21 protein-coding genes and 7 tRNA genes are annotated in these 20684 nt (G+C 72.7%); 11 read left to right on the top strand and 17 right to left on the bottom strand.

What is annotated here, in order from left to right:
- Window positions 1-123 precede the first annotated feature (123 nt).
- Together IE107_RS11975 and IE107_RS11970 are read right to left on the bottom strand one after the other, a co-directional pair.
- The gene (locus tag IE107_RS11975) at window positions 124-1398 is read right to left on the bottom strand and encodes a hypothetical protein (RefSeq protein ID WP_189543705.1); all 1275 of its coding nucleotides are present in this window, start codon (window positions 1396-1398) and stop codon (window positions 124-126) included.
- Window positions 1398-1964, bottom strand: a complete 567-nt coding sequence (locus IE107_RS11970) for a DUF4365 domain-containing protein (RefSeq protein ID WP_189543704.1) — start codon at window positions 1962-1964, stop codon at window positions 1398-1400. The genes IE107_RS11975 and IE107_RS11970 overlap by 1 nt, the downstream gene beginning before the upstream one ends.
- 191 nt (window positions 1965-2155) lie before the next feature.
- On the opposite strand from IE107_RS11970, the gene IE107_RS11965 reads away from it, so the two are divergent.
- Window positions 2156-2881, top strand: coding sequence for a 3'-5' exonuclease (locus IE107_RS11965; protein WP_189543703.1), 726 nt, complete (start codon window positions 2156-2158; stop codon window positions 2879-2881).
- Between the two features lie 105 nt (window positions 2882-2986).
- Here the strand turns inward: IE107_RS11965 and IE107_RS11960 are convergent.
- Window positions 2987-3058 (bottom strand) — tRNA-Val (locus IE107_RS11960).
- 39 nt (window positions 3059-3097) lie between these two features.
- Window positions 3098-3544 carry an SRPBCC family protein gene (locus tag IE107_RS11955; protein WP_189543702.1) on the bottom strand — a complete coding sequence of 149 codons (447 nt, stop codon included), beginning with the start codon at window positions 3542-3544 and terminating at the stop codon, window positions 3098-3100.
- Between the two features lie 83 nt (window positions 3545-3627).
- Here IE107_RS11955 and IE107_RS11950 point away from each other — a divergent pair, with 83 nt between their 5' ends.
- Window positions 3628-6165, top strand: coding sequence for an SCO7613 C-terminal domain-containing membrane protein (locus tag IE107_RS11950; RefSeq protein ID WP_189543701.1), 2538 nt, complete (start codon window positions 3628-3630; stop codon window positions 6163-6165).
- Window positions 6166-6538: 373 nt separating this feature from the next.
- Here IE107_RS11950 and IE107_RS11945 read toward each other — a convergent pair.
- Window positions 6539-6610 (bottom strand) — tRNA-Val (locus IE107_RS11945).
- Between the two features lie 54 nt (window positions 6611-6664).
- Window positions 6665-7153, bottom strand: coding sequence for a TIGR02611 family protein (locus tag IE107_RS11940; protein ID WP_189543700.1), 489 nt, complete (start codon window positions 7151-7153; stop codon window positions 6665-6667).
- A gap of 189 nt (window positions 7154-7342) precedes the next feature.
- On the opposite strand from IE107_RS11940, the gene IE107_RS11935 reads away from it, so the two are divergent.
- Together IE107_RS11935 and IE107_RS11930 are read left to right on the top strand one after the other, a co-directional pair.
- Window positions 7343-7756 carry an SsgA family sporulation/cell division regulator gene (locus tag IE107_RS11935; protein ID WP_003959770.1) on the top strand — a complete coding sequence of 138 codons (414 nt, stop codon included), beginning with the start codon at window positions 7343-7345 and terminating at the stop codon, window positions 7754-7756.
- A 310-nt stretch (window positions 7757-8066) separates the two neighbouring features.
- A complete protein-coding gene (locus IE107_RS11930) occupies window positions 8067-8654 on the top strand; it encodes a CGNR zinc finger domain-containing protein (protein ID WP_189543699.1) in 588 nt (195 codons plus the stop codon).
- Between the two features lie 4 nt (window positions 8655-8658).
- On the opposite strand, the gene IE107_RS11925 is transcribed toward IE107_RS11930, so the two are convergent.
- The 3 genes from IE107_RS11925 to IE107_RS11915 form a co-directional block, all read right to left on the bottom strand.
- Complete coding sequence (locus IE107_RS11925; RefSeq protein WP_189543698.1) at window positions 8659-8814, bottom strand: hypothetical protein; 156 nt, start codon at window positions 8812-8814, stop codon at window positions 8659-8661.
- 140 nt (window positions 8815-8954) lie between these two features.
- Window positions 8955-9962, bottom strand: a complete 1008-nt coding sequence (locus IE107_RS11920) for a LacI family DNA-binding transcriptional regulator (protein ID WP_373302427.1) — start codon at window positions 9960-9962, stop codon at window positions 8955-8957.
- Window positions 9963-10075: 113 nt separating this feature from the next.
- Entirely contained in the window at window positions 10076-10531 is a 456-nt protein-coding gene (locus tag IE107_RS11915) for a hypothetical protein (protein ID WP_189543696.1), read from the bottom strand.
- Window positions 10532-10732: 201 nt separating this feature from the next.
- Between IE107_RS11915 and IE107_RS11910 the strand changes: the two genes are divergently transcribed.
- Window positions 10733-11248: a DsbA family protein gene (locus IE107_RS11910; RefSeq protein WP_189543695.1), complete on the top strand. Its 516-nt coding sequence runs from the start codon at window positions 10733-10735 to the stop codon at window positions 11246-11248.
- Between the two features lie 12 nt (window positions 11249-11260).
- Here the strand turns inward: IE107_RS11910 and IE107_RS11905 are convergent, their stop codons facing one another.
- Genes IE107_RS11905 through IE107_RS11895 form a run of 3 tightly spaced genes read right to left on the bottom strand, consistent with a single transcriptional unit; the run spans window position 11261 to window position 13995 of the window.
- Window positions 11261-12097 (bottom strand): GNAT family N-acetyltransferase, encoded by an 837-nt coding sequence (locus tag IE107_RS11905; protein ID WP_189543694.1) that lies wholly within the window; start codon window positions 12095-12097, stop codon window positions 11261-11263.
- 42 nt (window positions 12098-12139) lie between these two features.
- Complete coding sequence (locus tag IE107_RS11900; protein WP_189543693.1) at window positions 12140-12961, bottom strand: aminotransferase class IV; 822 nt, start codon at window positions 12959-12961, stop codon at window positions 12140-12142.
- A complete protein-coding gene (locus IE107_RS11895) occupies window positions 12961-13995 on the bottom strand; it encodes a chorismate-binding protein (protein WP_189543784.1) in 1035 nt (344 codons plus the stop codon). The genes IE107_RS11900 and IE107_RS11895 overlap by 1 nt, the downstream gene beginning before the upstream one ends.
- 164 nt (window positions 13996-14159) lie before the next feature.
- On the opposite strand from IE107_RS11895, the gene IE107_RS11890 reads away from it, so the two are divergent.
- From IE107_RS11890 to IE107_RS11870, 5 genes are all read left to right on the top strand, one after another.
- Window positions 14160-14232: transfer RNA gene (locus tag IE107_RS11890), tRNA-Gly, on the top strand.
- Window positions 14233-14269: 37 nt separating this feature from the next.
- Window positions 14270-14343 (top strand) — tRNA-Cys (locus IE107_RS11885).
- 1 nt (window position 14344) lies between these two features.
- A tRNA-Val gene (locus tag IE107_RS11880) sits at window positions 14345-14416 on the top strand.
- A gap of 19 nt (window positions 14417-14435) precedes the next feature.
- Window positions 14436-14507 (top strand) — tRNA-Val (locus tag IE107_RS11875).
- 23 nt (window positions 14508-14530) lie between these two features.
- Window positions 14531-14605, top strand: a tRNA-Val gene (locus IE107_RS11870).
- A gap of 151 nt (window positions 14606-14756) precedes the next feature.
- Here IE107_RS11870 and IE107_RS11865 read toward each other — a convergent pair.
- The 3 genes from IE107_RS11865 to IE107_RS11855 form a co-directional block, all read right to left on the bottom strand.
- Window positions 14757-15029: a TFIIB-type zinc ribbon-containing protein gene (locus IE107_RS11865; RefSeq protein ID WP_189543692.1), complete on the bottom strand. Its 273-nt coding sequence runs from the start codon at window positions 15027-15029 to the stop codon at window positions 14757-14759.
- A gap of 68 nt (window positions 15030-15097) precedes the next feature.
- Entirely contained in the window at window positions 15098-16069 is a 972-nt protein-coding gene (locus IE107_RS11860) for a phosphotransferase family protein (RefSeq protein WP_189543691.1), read from the bottom strand.
- A 283-nt stretch (window positions 16070-16352) separates the two neighbouring features.
- Window positions 16353-16559 carry a hypothetical protein gene (locus tag IE107_RS11855; RefSeq protein WP_189543690.1) on the bottom strand — a complete coding sequence of 69 codons (207 nt, stop codon included), beginning with the start codon at window positions 16557-16559 and terminating at the stop codon, window positions 16353-16355.
- 592 nt (window positions 16560-17151) lie between these two features.
- On the opposite strand from IE107_RS11855, the gene IE107_RS11850 reads away from it, so the two are divergent.
- The gene (locus IE107_RS11850) at window positions 17152-18489 is read left to right on the top strand and encodes a serine/threonine-protein kinase (protein ID WP_189543689.1); all 1338 of its coding nucleotides are present in this window, start codon (window positions 17152-17154) and stop codon (window positions 18487-18489) included.
- A 4-nt stretch (window positions 18490-18493) separates the two neighbouring features.
- On the opposite strand, the gene IE107_RS11845 is transcribed toward IE107_RS11850, so the two are convergent.
- On the bottom strand, window positions 18494-19312 hold the full coding sequence (locus IE107_RS11845; RefSeq protein ID WP_189543688.1) for a TrmH family RNA methyltransferase: 819 nt from the start codon (window positions 19310-19312) through the stop codon (window positions 18494-18496).
- Between the two features lie 100 nt (window positions 19313-19412).
- Window positions 19413-20663, bottom strand: a complete 1251-nt coding sequence (cobA, locus tag IE107_RS11840; RefSeq protein WP_189543687.1) for a uroporphyrinogen-III C-methyltransferase — start codon at window positions 20661-20663, stop codon at window positions 19413-19415.
- Window positions 20664-20684 lie beyond the last annotated feature (21 nt).

Below are 20684 nucleotides of genomic sequence, written 5' to 3'. Positions count from 1 at the left end.
CAGGGGGTACGCACGCGTTCGTGGTGCGCGTGCGATACGAATCGTACCGAGCCGCGGGCCCCCTCTGCGAAACGGCCGAACACGAAGTCGGCCCGCTCCCCCGCGGGACCCTCCCCCACGGCCCTATTCGCCGGTGCACGCCTCCTCGAACAGGTCCACGTTCTCCTGGAGGGACTTCATCAGCCGGTCGCGCTCCGACTCGTCGACCTGCACGGGCACGACGTGCGAGATCCGGGTCAGCCGCCGGAAGCCGCCGCGGCTCTCCAGCCTGCCCTCCACCCGGATCGGCAGCCCCACCAGGTGGGCGTGGCCGGCGATCCGGTACGCCTCCTCGTCCAGCTCCAGCCGTACGTGCGGCACCTCGGCGCCCGCCAGCACGCGCAGCCGCACGATCCCGGCACCGCGTGGTGCCGAGCGGCGCATACGGACGACGGCGCCGGTGATCCGTACCGTCACGGCGGGCTCGTCCCGCAGGTAGCGGGCGCCCGCCAGGCGCAGGGCGGGCAGATCGCCCGGGGAGAACTCCACCGGCCCGGGGCGGGCCGGGCAGCCCTCGGGGATTCCGGCGGCGGGCGCCCACTCCAGGGCGATCCCCGCCCCCTCCGAGCCCCGGACCAGCGCGACGACCGCCTCGGTCAGTTCCCGGCTGACGCCCGCCTCGACGGCCGTGTCGAAGGCTTCGAAGCGGCCGGTGGCCCGCTGGTGGTCCACCGCCTCGCGGGTGGCGTGCAGGGCCTGGCAGAGGCGTACGGCGACGGCGCGACCCGGTTCGACCGGCACGAACGCGGCGAGCTCACGGCCGCCGGGAGCCGGTCCGACGAGGATGCCGTCGAGCGCGGCCCGGGCCCTGCGGCGGTGGCGCGAGCCGTGGTAGCCGGTGTTCGCCCGTACGGCGAGGGCGCCGGCGAGCAGCGTCTGCCGGGCGGCGGTGTGCAGCCGCTCGGCCCCTGTCCAGCCGGCCGCGCCCGCCGCTCCCGCGAACGGTTCGGGTACCTCCCGCCACCAGCGGATCTCGTCGCTGGGCACGGCGAGGGAGACCAGGATCTCGCGGGCCGAGGGGGCGGCGCTGCGGGCGAGCGCGGTCAGCGCCTCGCCGAGGAGGTCCCCGCTGTCGGGGAAGGCGGTGGTGTCGGGAACCAGGAGGCTCGTCCCGCCCCCGGGCGCAGCCGGTGGTCCCGGTGGGGTCCAGCGGCTGTAGCGCCCGGCCGACCCGCCGCGGCGCTGCCAGCCGTGCCGGCCCAGCAGGGCGGCGAGGACGGCGGGGTCGACGCGGGCCGGGTCGGCGAGGCCTCCGGGCGCCCGGAAGGCGTCGGGCCGCGGTCCCGCGGATTCCGCGGGGTGCGGGCCGGTGGCCGACGGGATCGCTCCGTCGGCGTACTGGTCCATCGGCCGGTGCATCAGGGCCTCCCTCCCGCCCCTACGCGGGTCATGATCTCGCAGAGCGCCCGATCGTCGAAGATGCGCGACGTCGGGATCCGCACGGTGGTCCGGTGCCGGCCTGTCACCGCGTGGCCGGCCAGATTGGTCCAGTAACAGCAGTGCCGCAGGTCGAGCCGGTCGTGTCCGGCGCGCAGCCAGTCGTCCTGGCTGCGCGGCACGATCATCACGACGAGGATCTTGTGCACCGAAACGGGAGTCCGGGCGAGCTTCACGAGGTGGGCGTTGTCGAGGGTGAAGGCGAACGTCGGCCCCGGCGGGTGCGGCGGGATCTGGTAGGTGCATTTGAGCTGCACCTTTATGGTCACTTCGTCGTCCACGGCGTGGCCGGGGGCGCCGTGGCTGACGTGCCAGTCGATTCCGTTGTCGGGGAAGGGCTGCGACAGGGAGCACCCCGCCGCGGCCGCGACCGCGTGCAGGTAGCCCACCTGGAGCGTCTCCATGCAGGCGGTGGTTGCGAGTGTGCCGCGCAGCGGTTCGGTCCGCTGGAACAGCAGCCCGCTCGGTTCGGGCTGCGCGAGCGCCATGGCTGCGTGTGCCTTCCGGGCTGTGCCGATCGTTTCTCCGGTGCGGGGTGACGGACAACTCCCGCTTTCCCCACCTGTGTTGTCACCGCACCCGACGCCCCGCAAACGGCGTACCGGGCAAAGCGCGGGGGTATCACCGAACCGGGCAGGGGAAACACACCATCTGCCGTTCGGGCACGAGGAGTTCGGGGATGACGCACTGGTACGAGGGGCCACTGGCCGCTTTTGACACCGAGACAACAGGAGTCGACGTCGAGGGGGACCGGATCGTGTCGGCCGCCCTGGTCGTCCAGGACGCGGCGGGCGGGCGGACGCACGTCACCCGCTGGCTGGTGAATCCGGGGGTGCCGGTGCCCGTGGGGGCGACCGAGATCCACGGCCTGACCGACGATCACCTCCAGCGCAACGGACGCTGGCCCGCGCCGGTGGTGGAGGAGATAGGCCGTGCGCTGGCCGAGCAGTGCGCGGCCGGACGGCCGCTGGTGGTGATGAACGCGCCGTTCGACCTGACGCTGCTGGACCGGGAGCTGAAGCGCCATCGCGCTTCGTCGCTCGGGGCGTATCTGCAGAACTCCCCGCTGTGCGTGCTGGATCCGCGCGTGCTCGACAAGCATCTGGACCGCTATCGCAAGGGGCGGCGCACCCTCACCGATCTGTGCGAGCTGTACGGCGTGGTGCTCGACGGCGCCCATGACGCGGCGGCGGATGCGACGGCCTCGCTGGAATTGGTACGGGCCGTGGGGCGGCGGTTCTCGTCCCGCCTGGAACGGCTGACCCCGCCGGAACTGCACACCCTGCAGGCCGTGTGGCATGCGGCGCAGGCGCGTGGACTCCAGGCGTGGTTCACGAAGAACGGCACGGCGGAGATGGTGGATCCGGCCTGGCCGCTGCGCCCGGACCTTCCCGCCGCGGCGTGACCGGACGCCAGGAGCCCGTTGCCGCTTGTGTGTGCCGGACCTCACCAGGTCCGGACATGCAGAGGCCGGTCCGTCGATTCTGCTGACGGACCGACCTCTTCCGGGTGGGCGATACTGGGTTCGAACCAGTGACCTCTTCGGTGTGAACGAAGCGCTCTCCCACTGAGCTAATCGCCCGGGAACGGGTTGAACCATACAGGGCTCGGCGGGTCCGGTTCAAACTGCTTCCAGCCTGGCCACCAGACCCCGCCGTCCGGCGCGCATCATCAGGGCGTGGTTGGCCCGGAACACCGGGCGTCCGGGCACCGCCAGGAGCCGCATCAGCCGCCTGCGCACGTCGACCTCCTGCTCGTAGACGGCCCGGCTGCCGCCTCCGTGCGGGGTGACCGTCCAGCGGACCCAGCCGTCGAGGTCGCCGCTGAGCGTCGCCTCGATCACCCCGGCCCGGGGGTCGCGACGGCGTTCGCGGACGGTCAGGACGAGGTCGAACGGGAGGAAGGAGCGGATGCGGGTGGTGCCGCTGGTCCCGTCCGCCGAGGTGACCTCGCGGACCTGCGGCCACCACTGCGGATAGTCATCGGCGCGTTCGAGGATCTCGTACACGGTGCCGGGCGGGGCAGGAAGGTCCCAGATACTCACGAATCGGTAGTGGCTCCAGTCCATGGCCTCAGTCTGCGCGTACTCAGCCGGGGAACTGAGTATCCGAGCGCATGTCCGAGACTGTGGCTCGCACCACACTCACGTCCATGGAACATGTGCCGCCACCCGCCGAGGAATTGGCGCTCCTCGATCGAGAACTGGCCCGGCTGGACGCCCGCCGCTCCCAGTTGCTGGTCCGCCGTGCCTGGCTGCTGAGTGTGCTGACGCCGCCCGCCGGGCCTCCGGCAGCGCCGCCAGTACCGCAGCCGGCCGCCCCGTTCGCGCCGCCGGCTCCGTTCGCGGCTCCCTTCGGGCCTCCCGCGGCGCAGGCCGGACCACGCAGTGCGCAGAATGTGCTGCTCACTCTGGGCGGTCTGCTGCTGACGATCGCGGCGATCGCGTTCACCCTGGTCAGCTGGGGTCACATGGGGATCTCCGGACGCTCGGCGGTGCTCGCCGTGGTGACGCTCGCGGCGCTCGCCGCTCCCGCCCTGCTGCTGCGGCGCGGGCTCTGCGCGACAGCCGAGTCGCTCGGCGCCCTGGCATCCGTGCTGATGACCCTCGACGCCTACGCGCTGCACCGGGTGGCGGTGCCGGAGGCCGGCGGCGCCGGTTTCGCCGCGGCCGCCTCGGCGGTGCTGGCGGTGCTGTGGGGCGGGTACGGGCTGCTGCTCGGCCGGCTGCGGCTGCCGCTGCCCCTTGCGGTGGTGAGCGCTCAGCTGCCGCTGCTGCTGTGGGCCTGGTCGGCGGAGGCGGGCGCCACGGTGTTCGGCTGGGCGCTGCTGCTGACTGCGGCGCTGGACTGCGCGATCGCGTTGTGGGGCCCTGGCCTCGCGGTACGGGTGACGGCCTGTGTCGGCTGCTGGACGACGGGACTGCTGGGCCTGCTGGTGGCCCTGACGCAGTCGGTGTCCGCCGGTTCGGCACCGGGCGCGCTGGCACCGGCCGCGCTGCTGCTCGCGGGTGCGGCGCTCGCGCTGTCCGGGGCGTGGCGTGCGCCCACGGGTCTCGCGGTGGCGGGCGGCGTGCTGGCCGGGTTGTGCACGGTGGCCGCGGTGGGTGGTGTGCTGCGTGCCGGGATGGACCGGGGCTGGTCGGTGCCGGTGTATCTGCCGTGCGGTGTGGCGCTGTTGACCGCGCTGCGCGCACCGCTGCCCCGCCCGGTCGGGCAGGGCGTGGTGTGGGCCTCGTCGGCGGTGAGCGCGGCCGCGGTGCTGTCGGCGGTGCCGACGGTCGGCATGTCGCTGATGGGTACGGTGTCGCAGCTGGCCCACGTGTGGTCCGGTGCTCCCGACGGTGTCCGGGGTGCTCTGGATGCGGAGGAGTTCGCATGGTCCCGGCCGGCCGCGGCCCCGGTGGTGCTGCTGATGGTGGCCGTCCTGCTGGGTCTCGCGCACCGCTCGTGGGACCGACTGGTGCGGGCGGCGGGGCCGGTGCTGCCGGCGGGTACGTCCTGGCGGAGTGCGGCGGGAGCCGCCGCTTCGGCCCTCGGCTGGGCGGGGTTCACCGCCTTGCCCGCAGTGCTGGGGCTGTCGTACCCGGCGGCCGTGTCGATGCAGTCGGTGCTGGTGGCCGCGGCGTTCGCGGTGGCGGTACGGGCGCTGCGGCACGGGGCGCGCGCCGTGGGGACGACCACGCTGGTGTGCGGGCTGGTCGGCGCGGTGAGTGCGGGCCTGCTCTCGCTCGCGGCGCAGGCCGCGACGTATGCAGTGTTCGCGGTGCTGCTGGTGGTGCTCGGGACGGTCGCGGTGCTGCTCGACGGCGCCGCGGCACAGGCCGCGCGGGCGCTGCCGGACCCCGGGGCCGGGCGTGCGGTCCGGGCGCTGCGGGTCGCGCAGGCGGTGCCGGCGTGCGGGGCCGTGGTGTGCGGGGCGGTGCTGGCCCGTGCGGCCGGGGCGTCGCTGGGGCTCGACGGGTACCGCGCGGCGCCGGTCATGCTGCTCGTCCCCGGGCTGACGGTGCTGCTCGGGGCCCGGCTGCGGAGCCGCCCGGCGGCTCTTCCGGTCGAGCTGACGGGGGCCGCGGCAGCTGCGGTGGCGGTGGTCATGGCGGTGCCTGACCTGCCGTTCCTGGCGCTGGTCCTGGCGCTCGGCGGGGTGCTGGCGGCGGGCACGGCGGTACGTGCCGAGCGCCGTCCGGCCGCCGGGTATCTGGCGATGGCACTCTTCGTCCTGGCGACGTGGGTGCGGCTCTCGGCCTCGGACGTGTCGGCCCCGGAGGCGTACACCCTGCCGGTGACGGTGCCCGCCCTGGCGGTCGGCGCACTGCGCCGGCGCCGCGACCCGGCGGCGTCGTCGTGGACGGCGTACGGGGCGGGTCTCGCGGCGACGCTGGTCCCGAGCCTCTGCGCGGCCTGGTTCGATCCGCACTGGCCCCGCCCGCTGCTGCTCGGCTTGGCGGCCCTGGTGATCACACTGGCGGGCGCCCGGCTCCGGCTCCAGGCACTGCTGCTGCTCGGTGGCGCGGTGCTGGCCATGGACGCCGTGCACGAACTGGCGCCGTACGTGGTCCAGGTCGTCGGCGCCCTCCCCCGCTGGCTGCCGCCGGCGCTGGCCGGGGTGCTGCTGCTGGTGGTCGGTGCGACGTACGAGCAACGGCTGCGCGACGCACGGCGGCTGAGGGAGACGGTGGGCCGGATGCGCTGACGGCGCGTCGTACGGCCGGCCCGGGAGCGGCCTCGGTGAACTCGCCCGAGAAATCGAGCAGTTCGCACCGACGGCCGCTCCCACGGCATTTCCCGGCGGGAGTTCGCGAATCCTCGCAGCAATTGCTCACGGATACCGGAGACCGTGCCCGTTGCGGGAATTCCCGTGGTCGTCGAAGTCCGCCGGGCCACGATATCCGGATACCTCTGCTCGATTGGCGGATCCCATCCGCCGGCGGCGACCCGGACCGAATCGTTCACGAAAGCGCTTGTGAATCCGCGAAGTGTCCGACCGGGCCCCGGAGAGCCGACCCGATGCCGAAAACGCAGAGGGCCCGTGAGACTCTGCGGTCTCACGGGCCCTCTGTCCCGGGTGGGCGATACTGGGTTCGAACCAGTGACCTCTTCGGTGTGAACGAAGCGCTCTCCCACTGAGCTAATCGCCCGGGCGCAGGCCAAACATTACCCCATGTCAGCGGCACCCCATGACCACTCCCGGGTCACTCGTGGATCTTCCACGGCATGGTGATGCCGAACTTCCAGACGTAGATCCCCACCAGCACCGCGACGATCACCAGGCCGGTCGACGTGAGGATGATGTTGCGCCGCCGGACCTTGGGGTCGAGCGCCCGCTGGGCGGCCTCGGTGACCTTCCGCCTGGTCCAGCGGAGCACCAGCTGCGCCCAGACGAACTCGGTCGCCCAGATCGCCATGCCACCGAAGATCACCAGCCAGCCGGGCCCGGGAAGCGGCAGCATGATGATGCCCGCGACGACCACGGCGAAGCCGACCACGAAGACGCCGACCTGCCAGCTCAGGTGCAGCGCCCTGGACGCCTTGATGAATCCGGGCGCCCTGGAGCCCAGATCCCGCTCCTTGGTCACGCCCTCGGTGACTTCGCCCGTCACGCCGTCCGTCCTGTCCCCCGCGTCGGGCGCCGGTTTCGCCTGTGCGGCGTCCCCGTCCCGCAGGTCACGCTCCGCTTTCATGGAGCCAACCTACCGGAACGGCCTTCATCACCGGAATGGCCGCATAACCGAAAGTTACACACCACCGTACGAGCGACCCGAAGGAACACAAAAAGGTCAGAGGGGTTTACAACGCCACCGTAGGTGGCATGTCGATTTCGCCGACGTGCGAATCCCCGAGCGCACACTGAGCGAAAGGCCCTGGCGCTTATGAACACCACGGTCAGCTGCGAGCTGCACCTGCGCCTCGTTGTGTCGAGCGAGTCATCACTGCCTGTACCCGCGGGCCTGCGGTATGACACGGCCGATCCGTATGCCGTGCACGCCACCTTCCACACCGGAGCGGAGGAGACGGTCGAATGGGTATTCGCCCGCGACCTCCTTGCCGAAGGGCTGCACCGGCCCACCGGCACCGGAGACGTCCGCGTCTGGCCATCACGTAGTCATGGCCAGGGCGTCGTCTGCATCGCGCTGAGCTCCCCAGAGGGCGAGGCCCTGCTCGAAGCCCCGGCGAGGGCCCTGGAGTCGTTCCTGAAGCGGACCGACGCCGCGGTGCCTCCGGGCACCGAGCATCGCCACTTCGACCTCGATACGGAGCTCTCACACATCCTGGCCGAGAGCTGAGCCAGGCCGAGAGCTGCACGGCGCCGTCCGACTCGGGGAGACGGCGCCGCGCGGACAACCTCATACGGTGACGCCGACGCCGTCATCACGGAATCCACCGTGGTGACGGCGTCGGCGCGCCCCCCGGTGCCCGTGACGCCGCCCTCACGCCCCGGACAGATGCCTGCCGGACAACAGATAGCCGCCCGTGGCCGGTATCCGCTCTCCGCACCCCCCAGGGGCCCTCTCGGCCCGCTGTGCGCCGCGGCCGAGCCAGTAGAGTCAGCCCGCATCGGCGGAGACCCGCCCGCCGGAGGCAGGGAGCGAAAGCGTGCTGATCCCCCACGACACCCGGATCGCCCTCGACACGGTGGTCGACCTGTTGAACACCGCACCGGAGAGCGAGCCGCCGGCGAGCGGGCAGCCGGAAGGCGAACGGAGCGACGGCCTCGCCGGCATCGGAGCGCTGTACGACTTCGCGCGGCGCCATCGCATCAGCGGCGTGGGCGAACTCCACGACAAGGACCTGCGGGCCGTGCAGGACGTACGGACGCGCTTCGCCGAGATCTTCGCGACGGACGACACCCGCACCGCCGCCCCGCTCGTCAACGCGCTCGTCGCCGCCGCCGGCACGACGCCGCAGCTCAGCGATCACGACGGCTACGACTGGCATGTGCACTACTTCGCACCCGACGCATCGATCGCCGACCACCTCGCGGCCGACTGCGGCATGGCGCTGGCCTTCATCGTGGTGGCGGGCGAGCTGGAACGGCTGCGGCGGTGCGAGGCGCCGGACTGCCGGCGCGCCTTCGTCGACCTGTCCCGGAACCGCTCCCGCCGCTACTGCTCCAGCCGCACCTGCGGCAATCGTCTGCACGTGGCCGCGTACCGGGCACGCCGCAAGGAAGCGGCCGGCTGACCGTTCACAGCATGAAGAGATCATGCAACGCGGCCATCAGCAGCAGACTGCCGACCACTGCGAGGAAGATCATCAAAGGGGGCTGGGAAAGCGCGAAGAGGCAGCCGCGCGGCTCTTCGGCAGGGGGTGCGGGGGCATCGCCCCGGGAGGTGTCCACCATCTCGGGACGATCATGACGCACTCCAGGCCCTGTTGGCGATCAACATGCCTTTTTGTGCCGGGAGTTCACCCACCCCGGACCGCCGGAATTCGCTCCGGCGTCCGATCGGCCGCCATACATTCGGTACGGCCCCCGCGGCGTCAGCGCGGTGTCGAGCTGGAGGCCCGCACCACGAGCTCCGGCTGGAGCACCACACTGCGGTGCTCATGGGTGCCGTCGTCGTCCGACTCCTCCAGCAGGAGCTCCGCGGCCATCCTGCCCATCACGACCGCGGGCTGGCGGACCGAGGTGAGCGGTACGGCAGCGGCGGCGGCGAACTCGATGTCGTCGTAGCCGACGATGGCGATGTCGTGCGGCACCCGGACACCCGCTGCGTACAGCGCCTGGAGCACCCCCAGGGCCAGCAGGTCGTTGGCGCAGAACACCGCGGTCGGCCAGGGCACGAGGCCGAGCAGCCGGGCCCCGGCATCGCGGCCCGCCGCCACGTCCAGACGGTCGGAGGGGAGTTCGACGAGCGCCTCGGGCGGGAGCCCGGCGTCGGCGAGGGCCGACAGGGCGCCCTCGCGCCGGTCCCGGATCTGATGGAGGTCTCCCGGGCCGCTGACGTACGCCACCGAGCGGTGCCCCGCCGAGACCAGATGCCCCACGGCGAGAGCGCCGCCGCGGACGTCGTCGACGGACACCGCGCAGGTCCCCGCCGAGGGCGCCACCCGGTCCACCAGCACGAAGGGGATCCGGTGACGGCTGAACACCTCCAGGTTCCGGCCGGTCGCGTCGGCCGGAGTGACCAGGACGCCGCAGACCCGCTGCTCCGCGAAGAGCCCGAGGTACTCGGCCTCCTCCGCCGGGCTCTGGTCGCTGTTGCAGACCATGACGCCGAGGCCGGCCTCCCGGGCGGCGCGTTCGGCGCCACGGGCCACGTCCACGAAGAAGGGGTTGCCCATGTCGAGGACGAGCAGGGCCATGATCCGGCTGCGTCCCGCCCTCAGCTGGCGTGCCGACTCACTGCGCACGTAGCCGAGTTCCTCGATGGCGGCGAGCACCCGGGCGCGGGTCTCCGGCAGCACCGCCTCCGGCCGGTTGATCACGTTGGACACGGTGCCCACGGAGACTCCGGCCTGCCGGGCCACATCCTTGATCCCTGCCACACGCCCCACTTGCCCTGCCCCACTGATGGCTTCGGCCGCACCGGTCCGCGACGTGTCCCCATCGTACGGAGGGCGCCCGGGGACGGCCCTGCGGGCCGGGGCGGGAACGGGGATCAGATGCCGTGCTTCTTCAGGATGGCCTCGATGTCACTGAAGTCCTCGCCCGGTACGGCGGACTGCTCCCGGGACTTCCCCTTCGGACGCGCCTGGGCCTGCGGGACTCCTGCCCCCAGCGAGGGCGCCGAGGCCGCGGGGGCGACCGCGTCGCCCCGCGCCGCCCGTGCGGCGGCCCTGCGCTCCTTGCGGGTGCCACCACCGCGGCGCTCGACCGCCCGGGTGGTCATGAACAGCACCCAGGCCACCGCGAGCAGCCCGAATCCGAGCCAGACACTGGGCTTGAAAGCGATGCCGGCGACCCAGTCCACGATTCCGGTCAGCACCAGCGCGACCGGGACCAGGGAGTAGGCGGCGATCCGGGTCGCGGCCAGGAAGCGCTTTCGCCAGGCGGTGACGGCGGCGATGCCCAGGCCCGCCGCGGACACCGCGGAGCAGATGGTCTCGGCAAGCATCGGTGCCTCCAGGCGCAGGGGAAACGTCCCTTCCATCCTGCACCGGTGACCGGCCCGGTGGCCACGATCCGGGACCGCATCAGGGACATTTCAGGGCCGGGATCCTCCCCAGGTGCCGATCGGCGGTGCGCCGGCCGTACGGGGCGGTGTCGCGACGGGTGCCGATTGGGAGGCTCGCGCGGGCCCTGGGAGACTGGCCGCATGAGCGATTCCACCCCTGCGGCCCCCCTCGTCCTCGACGTCTGGTGCGAGCTCCAGTGCCCCGACTGTCACCAGGCCCTCACCGATGTGCACGCCCTGCGGGCCAAGTACGGCGACCGGCTGGATGTGCGGCTGCGCCACTTCCCGCTGGAGAAGCACAAGCACGCCTACGCAGCCGCGCAGGCCGCCGAGGAGGCCGCCGCCCAGGGCAAGGACTGGCCGTACATCGAGGCGGTGCTCGCCCGTACCGCCGATCTCGCCCGCACCGGCGAGCCGCTGCTCGTCGAGGTGGCGCGGGAACTCGGCCTGGACACCGAGGAGATGGACACCGCGCTGATCGACGGACGCCACATGCTGATCGTCGACGCCGACCAGGCCGAGGGCAAGGCGATCGGGGTCACCGGCACCCCGACGTATGTGATCGGCGGCGAGCGGCTGGACGGCGGCAGGAGCCAGGACGGGCTGCGCGAACGGATCGAGGAGATCGCCGACCGGCTGCTCGCCGGGCGAGGCTGAGCGGCCCGGTCCTCAGAGGTCCTTGGCCAGGTTGTACCGGGTCGTCCGGTACCCGAGCGACTCGTACAGCCGCAGGGCGGGCGTGTTGGCGGCGAACACGTGCAGTCCGAGGCGCCGGGGGCCCGCGGCCAGCGTGATGTGCTCGGCCTGCGCCATCAGGGCACGCCCGTGGCCGCGGCCCCGGTACTCCTCGTCCACCTCGACGTCGAAGACGAACCCGGTCGTCTCGCCGTCGTCGCCCTCGCGCACCGAGACCCACACATGGCCGACGACCGTGCCCCCGGCGACGAGGACGTGGAAGTACATTCCCCGGGTGGCCAGTCCGTCCGGCAGGTTGCGGGCGTGGTCGGAGCGGGACTTGCGCATGGCCTGTTCGGCCGGAACACCCTGGTCGATCCAGGACCGGGCATACGTGTCGACGCTGGTGCGCTGCCAGGCCGTGAACTCCTCGGCACTCATCTCCCGGGTCGCGACTCCGTCCGGGAGCGCGGGTGCCGCCGGGTCGAGGTGCTTGAGCATGTTGCGGCTGCGTTCGGTGTAGCCGAGGGCGGCCGCCAGGCGTCCGGCCCCCTCGTTGCCCTCCGGGACCGACAGGCGCACCAGACCGCAGCCCCACCCGCGCAGCACCTCCTCGGCTGCGAGCCCGGCCACGGTGCCGCGGCCCCGGCGCCGGCTCGGTTCCTCGATGCTCAGGGAGCGCAGTGCGCCGGTGGCACTGCCGAACGCGGCGTCGGTGCCGATCTCGACGGTGCCGATGGGCCGCCCGTTGTCGCACACGTCGTACGTGCGGCTCTTCGCGCCGTCGGCGCCTTCCTGGATCGGCCCGGTCGGCCGGAGGGTAGTGGTCATCGCAGATGTTCTATCCGCTGCGGCCCGGTCCGTCACCCGGGTTTACGGGTCGAGGTCGTCGCCCGCCCGCTCGTCGAAGATCCGCATGGCCTTGGCGGTCACAGGTCCGGGCCCGCCGGGCAGCTCCCGGCCGTCCACCCGGTGCACGGCCTGCACGTCGCGCAGGGTGGAGGTGAGGAAGATCTCCTCGGCCCGCTCCAGGACGTCGAACGGCAGCTCGGTCTCCTGCGCGCCCGTCCACTCCACGGCCAGCGCGCGGGTGATCCCGGCGAGGCACCCGGAGGCGACCGGCGGGGTGTGCAGCTGCCCGTCGAGGACGACGAAGACATTGGAGCCGGTGCCCTCGCAGAGCTGCCCGGCCGTGTTGGCGAAGAGCGCCTCCGAGGCGCCGTGCTCATGGGCGCGGGCCAGGGCGACGACGTTCTCGGCGTACGAAGTGGTCTTGAGCCCGGCCAGCGCACTGCGTTCGTTGCGCGTCCAGGGAACGGTGATCACGGCGGTGGTGTCGGGACGGCGGGCCGCCTCGCCGAGGGCGACGACGAGGCCGGGGCCGGCTTTGCCGCGGTCGGAGCCGAGGGGGGAGAGCCCTCCGGTGTAGGTGATGCGCAGCCTGCCGAGCGCCATCGGGTTGGCGTCGATGACATCGGCGCAGGCGCGGCGGACCTCGTCGAGGTCGGGGTCGGGGAGTCCGAGGCCGCGGGCCGAGCGGGTCAGCCGGCCGAGGTGGCGGGTGAGGGCGAAGGGCCTGCCGTCGACGGTCCTGACCGTCTCGAAGATGCCGTCCCCGACAGTGAGTCCGTGGTCCAGCACGGACACCATGGCGTCTTCGGCATCGCGCAGTTCGCCGTTGACCCAGATCCTCATCACGCGGTCCTTCCCATTGCTTCGTGAACGCCCGACGCTACAGCGAGCAGCCGGGACGCCTTGAGTTCGGTCTCGTCCCACTCGCGTTCCGGGTCCGAGCCCCAGGTGATGCCGGCCCCGGTACCGAAGCGGAGAACCGGGGCGGTGCCGGTGCGGTCGATCCAGAAGGTACGTATGCCGACGGCGAGCGATGCGGTGCGGCGGTCGGCATCGACCCAGCCGATGCCTCCGCAGTAGGGACCGCGCGGTGCGGTCTCCAGCTCCTCGATGATCCGCAGAGCGCTGGACTTGGGTGCCCCGGTGACGGAGCCGGGCGGAAACGTCGCGTCGAGGAGTTCGGGCCAGCCGGCGTCCCCGGCGAGCTCCCCGCGCACGGTGGAGACGAGATGGACCAGGCCGGGGTGCTTCTCGACCACGCAGAGGCCGGGGACGGTGACCGATCCGGTGGCGCAGACCCGGCCCAGGTCGTTGCGGACCAGGTCGACGATCATCACGTTCTCGGCGTGGTCCTTCTCCAGCAGGTCGGCCTCGGTGCGGCCGGTGCCCTTGATCGGTCCCGACTCGACGGTCCGGCCGTCCCGCTTCAGGAAGAGCTCGGGGGAGGCGGTGGCGATCTCCACGCCGTGCCCGGGCAGCCGAATCGTTCCTGCGTACGGGGCGGGGTTACCGCGGGCGAGCAGCGCGGTCAGCGCGTCCACGTCCGCGGCGCCCGGGTCGGGCAGTGGCGCGGTCAGCACCCGGCAGAGGTTGGCCTGGTAGACCTCGCCCGCCGCGATGTACGCGCGGATCCGCCGTACGCCCGCGACGTACGCGGCGCGGTCCAGCGACGAGGTCCAGTCACCGGCCGCGGGCCCGCGCCAGGCGCCCGGTACGGGGGCGGGCACCGCCCCCGTACGTACGGAGCCGAAGCGCGCGCAGACGAGGCGGCCCTCGAAATCGGCGGACACGGCCCAGAAGCCGGTCGACTCGAGGGCGGCAGGATCACTGGTCACGTCCTGCAGATCGGACGCGACGAGGCCGCCGAAGCGGGCCATTGGAGCTAGGTCGTGCACGTCGTTGAGTCTAGTGACGGCGCGCGATGGCCCGCGCCGGTGCGAGCGCACCTCAGCACGCTGCACAAACGCGTTTTTGTACTGGCCCGGGAATCCGCTAGAGTTCAACACGTCGCCGGGACGCGCAAGCGGACCGGGAAAGACAAGCGGACGTAGCTCAGTTGGTAGAGCGCAACCTTGCCAAGGTTGAGGTCGCCAGTTCGAACCTGGTCGTCCGCTCGCACAAGGTGGGGGATCTTCCCGAACCCTCGCTCGTGGTGGAGTGGCCGAGAGGCGAGGCAACGGCCTGCAAAGCCGTCTACACGGGTTCAAATCCCGTCTCCACCTCCAAGGACGATTAGCTCAGCGGGAGAGCGCTTCCCTGACACGGAAGAGGTCACTGGTTCAATCCCAGTATCGTCCACTGATCCGCAAGGATCCCCGCGCGATTAGCTCAGCGGGAGAGCGCTTCCCTGACACGGAAGAGGTCACTGGTTCAATCCCAGTATCGCGCACGCAGTACACGCAGGTTCACCCTGCGCGATTAGCTCAGCGGGAGAGCGCTTCCCTGACACGGAAGAGGTCACTGGTTCAATCCCAGTATCGCGCACCAGCCAGAGCCCCGGTCGTTCCGACGACCGGGGCTCTGTCGTGCTCCTGAGCACGGGCCCCGGTACGGACACACCGCGGGCCCGGACGGAAGGCGTCCGGGCCCGCGGTCAGTGGCTCGCCGGAGTCGGCCCGCTCAGGGCCGGTCGGTCCGTTCAGGACGAGAAGAGCATGCGGCCGAAGCTCTTGTGCCGGTAGTGACCGCCGTGGTGCTGCGGGGCACCCCAGGCGGGTGCCGGGGCGGCCGGGTAGGCCTGCGGGGCCGGCGGTGCGGGCGGGGCCTGCTGTGTCCACTGCGCCTCGATACGGGTGAGGGACTCCAGCTCGCCGTAGTCGAGGAAGATTCCCCGGCAGCCGCTGCACTGCTCGATCTGTATGCCGTTGCGGTTGTACGTGTGCATCTGTGCGTGGCACTTGGGACACTGCATGGTTCGGCTCACTCCTCGCCGTCGGGTCGCCGTCGCCGGAATTCATGCCCGCCGACGGTCGGTTCAGCCTACGACGGGTTTCGGGCACCCAACTCGGGCGGGAGGGATGCGATTCGCGCACAGGCGTCGATCATCGCCAGCTCCACCTCGTCCGGAGTCCGTTCCTCCGTCGCGGACTTGGCGAACGCCAGCGCCGCGGTCTGGACGGTCAGTGCGCGGGCCGGCACATCCAGCTCCGGCCAGGGATCGCCCTCGGCGCGTACGGCGGGGCCGCCCGCCGCCCGGTAGGCCTCCAGGAAGCGGAGCCAGACCTCGGGGGGCAGGATCCCGGCCGCGTACCAGGCGGCGGGGCGGGCCAGGTCCCAGGCGGGGTCGCCAAGACCGGCGTCGTCGACGTCGATGAGCAGCCAGGGCCCGTGCGGGGCGGGGTGGCGGACGAGCTGGCCGAGGTGCAGATCGCCGTGACAGAGGAAGCGCGAACGGCGCGCGGGAGCTGCGGCCTCGTCGCGGGCCCAGGCCGGCAGGCGGCGCCAGGCTTCGAGCACGGGGGCGGTGGCCGGGTCGGCCGGTCGGGCCGCGCGCATCCGGGCGACGGCGAGCGCGGCCTTCGCGGGGCCCCGCATGGGCGGGAGCACGAGGGAGGGCGGCGCCGGTGTCCGGTGGAGCCCGGCCAACAGTGCGGCGGCCTCTTCCCAGGGGGCGGCGTCGGGGTCGCCGGGGTCGACGGGGCGGCCGTGCGGCCAGAGGGTGACGGGGCGGCCGTCGAGAGCGGCGGACGGTGCGGCGGGGTGGGGCACCAGGGGGGCGAGCAGGATGCCGGTGAGGCGCGGGTCGTCCGCCAGGGTGAGCCGGGTGAGCAGGCCGGGGGTGTCCGTGCCGGAGGCGTGGGCCTTGGCGACGACGGCCCCGCTGCGGACCACCGTGCCGTCCGCACGGTCCGCGAGCACCGTCGGGGGCGGGCAGGCGCAAGGGTCATCGGGGTGGGCGTGGGCGGCCCGGTGGGCGAGGGCGCCCAGCGCGCGTACGACTGCGGTGGTCACGGTCTCCCCCGGTGGCGAACAGGTGCGGGCGGCCGGTCCGCACCGGGCCCGCCGATGAGCGTACGCGCGTCGCCCGGGGGCAGGGGCGGGGAGAGGGTCGCGGCAGTGCACATGCCGTGGCCGGTGCGGTCGCCGGCTCGTCGCGAACGGGCCCGGACAGCGCGATGTCCGGTCAGCTCCCCAGCTGACCGGACAATCGCTGCCGTCCGCCGCACCCCCGTCCCCACGGGGTTTTTGGCCGGATGTCCCGGTCCGGACCGCTCTTCCGGACCCGGGGCGCCGCTCAGCGCCCCAGCATCGCGCCCACGGACGACGCCTGTGTGACCACTGCGTCCCAGCCGCCGAAGACGACTACGAGCAGGGCCGCCAGAGGAAGAACCATCGCCGTCGCCACCAGTGGGTGGCGGGTGCCGGACGACGGGCGGCTCCCGAACGGGGCATGGACCCTGCGTCCTGTGCGGATCATGGTCCGCGGTGCCGTGTCCGCCATGGTTCCTCTCCTGACTCGATATGGGGCGGCGGGCGTGTGACCTCGGGGGACGAGTGCTGCGCCCGCCGCTTGACCTCAACATTAGGGACGCGCGGGGCAAAGGGCGTCATGCCCGCGTACCGAATGCCGGGCCTCCCCGAGGATGAGCCCCGGGCCATGGATGTACTCCCCTGGGTGGAGACCGGGTGCCTGATCCCGGGGACATCCCGGAGGGGGTGCGGCGAACTTCCCGCGACGCCGTAGCGGTTGGGCACAGTGGCGCTGTGCAAGGCCGTGGCCCCCGTGACATCACTCACCCTCCGCGCCCCCGGACCCCGGCCACCGGCCACCGGTGTACGCCCGTGTCCGTCCGGGCCGAAGTCCGCGCCGTACCGCCGCCTGGGCCGTCGCGGCTCCAACCTCCCGTCACCGCAACCGCCTTGGGGCACGGACGCGCCCGGCGCGGGACCCGCGCCGGAGGCACGCCCCGTCATGGGCCGCGCCGCGCACCGACAATCGATCGACCGGCGAGGGCGCGGCCTCTGAGCACCCCGGGCGCCGGGTACGTAAGCTGTGCCTCGTCAGGCGGACCAGGCAGCGGGGATGGGCAGACATGGCGATGATGCGGCTCCGGCGCGAGGACCCGCGTGTCGTCGGCTCGTTCAGGCTGCACCGGCGGCTCGGGGCGGGCGGCATGGGTGTCGTCTACCTGGGTTCGGACCGGCGGGGACAACGGGTGGCGCTGAAGGTGATCCGCCCGGATCTGGCGGAGGACCAGGAGTTCCGCTCCCGTTTCGCGCGCGAGGTGTCCGCCGCCCGGCGGATCCGTGGCGGCTGCACGGCGCGTCTGGTGGCCGCGGACCTGGAGGCGGACCGTCCGTGGTTCGCCACGCAGTACGTCCCGGGGCCCTCGCTGCACGACAAGGTGGCCGAGGAGGGACCGCTGTCGGCAGCCGAGGTCGCCTCGATCGGGGCGGCGCTCTCCGAGGGCCTGGTGGCGGTGCACGAGGCCGGTGTCGTCCACCGCGACCTGAAGCCGTCGAACATTCTCCTCTCCCCCAAGGGCCCCCGGATCATCGACTTCGGGATCGCCTGGGCGACCGGGGCCTCCACCCTCACCCATGTCGGTACGGCGGTGGGCTCGCCGGGATTCCTCGCGCCCGAGCAGGTGCGCGGCGCGGCCGTGACGCCCGCGACCGACGTGTTCTCGCTCGGCGCCACACTGGCGTACGCGGCCACGGCCGATTCGCCTTTCGGGCACGGCAGTTCCGAGGTGATGCTGTACCGCGTGGTGCACGAGGAGCCCCAGTTGCGCGATGTGCACGACGCGCTCGCACCGCTGGTGAGCGCCTGCCTGGCCAAGGATCCCGAGGAGCGGCCGAGCACGCTCCAACTCTCCATGCGGCTCAAGGAGATCGCGGCGCGGGAGGCTCAGGGGCTGCACGAGAGCCGGCCGCCCGTGCAGCGTTCGGCACAGGAGCTGGACCGGCCGACCGGTCGCCTCGACGGCCCGTACACCGAGCAGCAGACGCGGCGGGCGGCTCCTCCCGCGCCCCGTCAGCAGAAGCAGAAGCAGCCCCAGGGCAGCAGACCGTCCTCGTCGTCGCGGGCCGGTTCGCCCCGGACCGGAGGTTCGCGCCCCCGGCAGCAGCCGCCGCGCAGCACCACCCGGTCCGGCAGGCGCCCGCAGGGTACGCACGGGACGAACGGCCGGCCGGGCACGCGGCCCGGGACCCGTACGACGTCGACGGGACTGCGGCCCGCCAATCCGCGCCTGCTGCGGCAGCGGCTCGTCGTCTTCGTGGTGGTGACGCTGCTGGTGGCGCTCGGCATCGCGGCGGCTCAGGGCTGCCAGGGGCCCTCCCGCGGGCTGGGCCTGGATCCGGGCCGGCAGGAGACCCGGACCCAGGCCCAGGTCGACGGCCCGCCGCAGAGCAGGCAGCTCCCGTAGCCGGTCAGTTCTCCGGGCGGCCCGATGCCACCGCGTAGAACGCGACCGCCGCGGCCGCTCCCACGTTGAGCGAATCGACGCCGTGGGCCATGGGGATGCGTACCCATTCGTCGGCGGCGACCAGCGCCCGGGTGGACAGTCCGTCGCCCTCGGCGCCCAGCATCAGCGCCACCTTGTCCATCCGGTGCGGTGCCGCCTCGTCGATGCTTCCGGCCTTCTCGTCCGGGGTCAGCGCGAGAAGCCTGAAGCCCGCTTCCCGTACGGTCTCCAGGTCCTTGGGCCAGGTACCGAGGCGGGCGTAGGGGACGGAGAAGACCGCGCCCATCGATACCTTGACGGAACGCCGGTAGAGCGGGTCGGCGCAGTCCGGGGAGAGCAGTACGGCGTCCATGCCGAGCGCGGCGGCGCTGCGGAAGATCGCCCCGATGTTGGTGTGGTCGTTGACGGCCTCCATGACGACCACCCTGCGGGCCGTGGTCAGCAGCTCGTCGGCGGTGGGCAGCGGCTTGCGCTGCATCGAGGCGAGGGCACCGCGGTGGACGTGGTAGCCGGTGACGCGCTCGGCGAGCTCGGGGCTGACCGCATACACCGGGGCGGGGACCTCGTCGATGACGTCGCGCATCAGGTCGACCCATTTCGCCGAGAGCAGCATGGACCGCATCTCGTACCCGGCGTGCTTGGCGCGTCTGATCACCTTCTCGCCCTCGGCGATGAAGAGGCCCTCGGCGGGCTCCCGCCGGCGCCGGAGTTCGACATCGGTCAGCCCGGTGTAGTCGCGCAGTCGGGGGTCGTCGGGGTCGTCGACGGTGATGAGATCAGCCACGGGTTCGATACTGCCTTGTCCGTTGTGTGGTGCCAACGGCTCGGAAGAAGATCCGTTACCGCTGGTTACTCTGCGGGGGTGCGGGCGGTGTCCCGTCCGGCTACTCGGCGGGGAGCGGCGCGGCGCCGACCGCGACGACATCACCGATGACGATGACGGCCGGGGGACGTACGTCTTCGGCGGCGGCCCGTTCGGCGACGGTCGCCAGGGTCGCGTCGACGCGGCGCTGGGATGCGGTGGTGCCCTCCTGGACCAGGGCGACCGGGGTGTCCGGGGACTTGCCGTGGGCGACGAGGGCCTTCGCGATGGCGCCGATCTTGTCGACGGCCATCAGCAGCACGAGGGTGCCGCGCAGCTGTGCGAGCGCTGCCCAGTCGACCAGTGAACGTTCGTCGTCGGGCGCGACATGACCGCTGACGACGGTGAACTCATGGGCGACCCCCCGGTGGGTGACGGGGATTCCGGCCGCCCCGGGCACGGAGATCGAGCTGGAGATGCCGGGGACGACGGTGCACGGGATGCCTTCGGCGGCGAGTGCCTGGGCCTCCTCCATGCCCCGGCCGAAGACGAACGGGTCGCCGCCCTTGAGCCGTACGACGGCCTTGCCCGCCCTGGCGTGCTCGATGAGCGCCTGGTTGATGGCCTCCTGCGCCATGAAGCGGCCGTACGGGATCTTCGCCGCGTCGATCACCTGGACGTGCGGCGGCAGTTCGTCGAGCAGGTCGCGCGGGCCGAGCCGGTCGGCAATGACGACGTCGGCCTCGGCCAGGAGACGCCGCCCGCGCACGGTGATCAGGTCGGGGTCGCCGGGACCGCCACCGACCAGGGAGACACCGGGGGCGGGCCTGGTGCGGTGGTGCGGGGCGGCGAGCGTGCCGTCGCGCAGCCCCTCGACGATGGCGTCGCGGACGGCGGCGGAGTGGCGCGGATCGCGGCCCTGGGCGTCGGTGGAGAGGACGGCGACGGTCACGCCCTCGCTGCGTCCGGTGGCCGGGGTCCAGGCGGTGGCCACATCGGCGTTGTCACTGCGCACGCACCAGGTGCGGGTGCGCTCGGCCTCGGCGGACGCGGCGTCGTTCGTGGCGTCGTCGTCGGAGGCGATGAGCGCGTACCAGGTGTCGGTGAGGTCTCCGTCCCGGTACCGGCGGCGCTCCCAGCGGATCTCTCCGGCGTCGGCCATCGCCTCGACGGACGGGGTCGCGGACGGTGATACGAGGGTGATGTCGGCGCCCGCCGCGATGAGCGCCGGCAGGCGGCGCTGCGCGACCTGGCCACCGCCGACGACGACGACGCGGCGCCCGCTCAGGCGCAGTCCGACGGGGTACGCGGGGTGATCGGCGTGCTCGGCCATGTCGGTGCGGACTCCTCGTGC

Origin of the sequence: Streptomyces gelaticus, from assembly GCF_014649535.1 — a bacterium.
Lineage (GTDB): Bacteria > Actinomycetota > Actinomycetes > Streptomycetales > Streptomycetaceae > Streptomyces > Streptomyces gelaticus.
The sequence above is the reverse complement of the archived record's forward strand: the minus strand, read 5'-3'. Positions and strand labels throughout refer to the sequence as shown.

Excerpts from the sequence above, each read along its gene's own strand:
- IE107_RS11935 (WP_003959770.1), top strand. The coding sequence starts at position 7,343 with ATGAACACCACGGTCAGCTGCGAGCTGCACCTGCGCCTCGTTGTGTCG.
- IE107_RS11940 (WP_189543700.1), bottom strand. The coding sequence starts at position 7,153 with ATGAAAGCGGAGCGTGACCTGCGGGACGGGGACGCCGCACAGGCGAAA.
- IE107_RS11970 (WP_189543704.1), bottom strand. The coding sequence starts at position 1,964 with ATGGCGCTCGCGCAGCCCGAACCGAGCGGGCTGCTGTTCCAGCGGACC.
- cobA (WP_189543687.1), bottom strand. The coding sequence starts at position 20,663 with ATGGCCGAGCACGCCGATCACCCCGCGTACCCCGTCGGACTGCGCCTG.
- IE107_RS11915 (WP_189543696.1), bottom strand. The coding sequence starts at position 10,531 with ATGCTTGCCGAGACCATCTGCTCCGCGGTGTCCGCGGCGGGCCTGGGC.
- IE107_RS11895 (WP_189543784.1), bottom strand. The coding sequence starts at position 13,995 with ATGGCCCGCTTCGGCGGCCTCGTCGCGTCCGATCTGCAGGACGTGACC.
- IE107_RS11910 (WP_189543695.1), top strand. The coding sequence starts at position 10,733 with ATGAGCGATTCCACCCCTGCGGCCCCCCTCGTCCTCGACGTCTGGTGC.
- IE107_RS11965 (WP_189543703.1), top strand. The coding sequence starts at position 2,156 with ATGACGCACTGGTACGAGGGGCCACTGGCCGCTTTTGACACCGAGACA.
- IE107_RS11925 (WP_189543698.1), bottom strand. The coding sequence starts at position 8,814 with ATGGTGGACACCTCCCGGGGCGATGCCCCCGCACCCCCTGCCGAAGAG.
- IE107_RS11975 (WP_189543705.1), bottom strand. The coding sequence starts at position 1,398 with ATGCACCGGCCGATGGACCAGTACGCCGACGGAGCGATCCCGTCGGCC.
- IE107_RS11850 (WP_189543689.1), top strand. The coding sequence starts at position 17,152 with ATGGCGATGATGCGGCTCCGGCGCGAGGACCCGCGTGTCGTCGGCTCG.
- IE107_RS11955 (WP_189543702.1), bottom strand. The coding sequence starts at position 3,544 with ATGGACTGGAGCCACTACCGATTCGTGAGTATCTGGGACCTTCCTGCC.
- IE107_RS11900 (WP_189543693.1), bottom strand. The coding sequence starts at position 12,961 with ATGAGGATCTGGGTCAACGGCGAACTGCGCGATGCCGAAGACGCCATG.
- IE107_RS11950 (WP_189543701.1), top strand. The coding sequence starts at position 3,628 with ATGGAACATGTGCCGCCACCCGCCGAGGAATTGGCGCTCCTCGATCGA.
- IE107_RS11865 (WP_189543692.1), bottom strand. The coding sequence starts at position 15,029 with ATGCAGTGTCCCAAGTGCCACGCACAGATGCACACGTACAACCGCAAC.
- IE107_RS11855 (WP_189543690.1), bottom strand. The coding sequence starts at position 16,559 with ATGGCGGACACGGCACCGCGGACCATGATCCGCACAGGACGCAGGGTC.
- IE107_RS11905 (WP_189543694.1), bottom strand. The coding sequence starts at position 12,097 with ATGACCACTACCCTCCGGCCGACCGGGCCGATCCAGGAAGGCGCCGAC.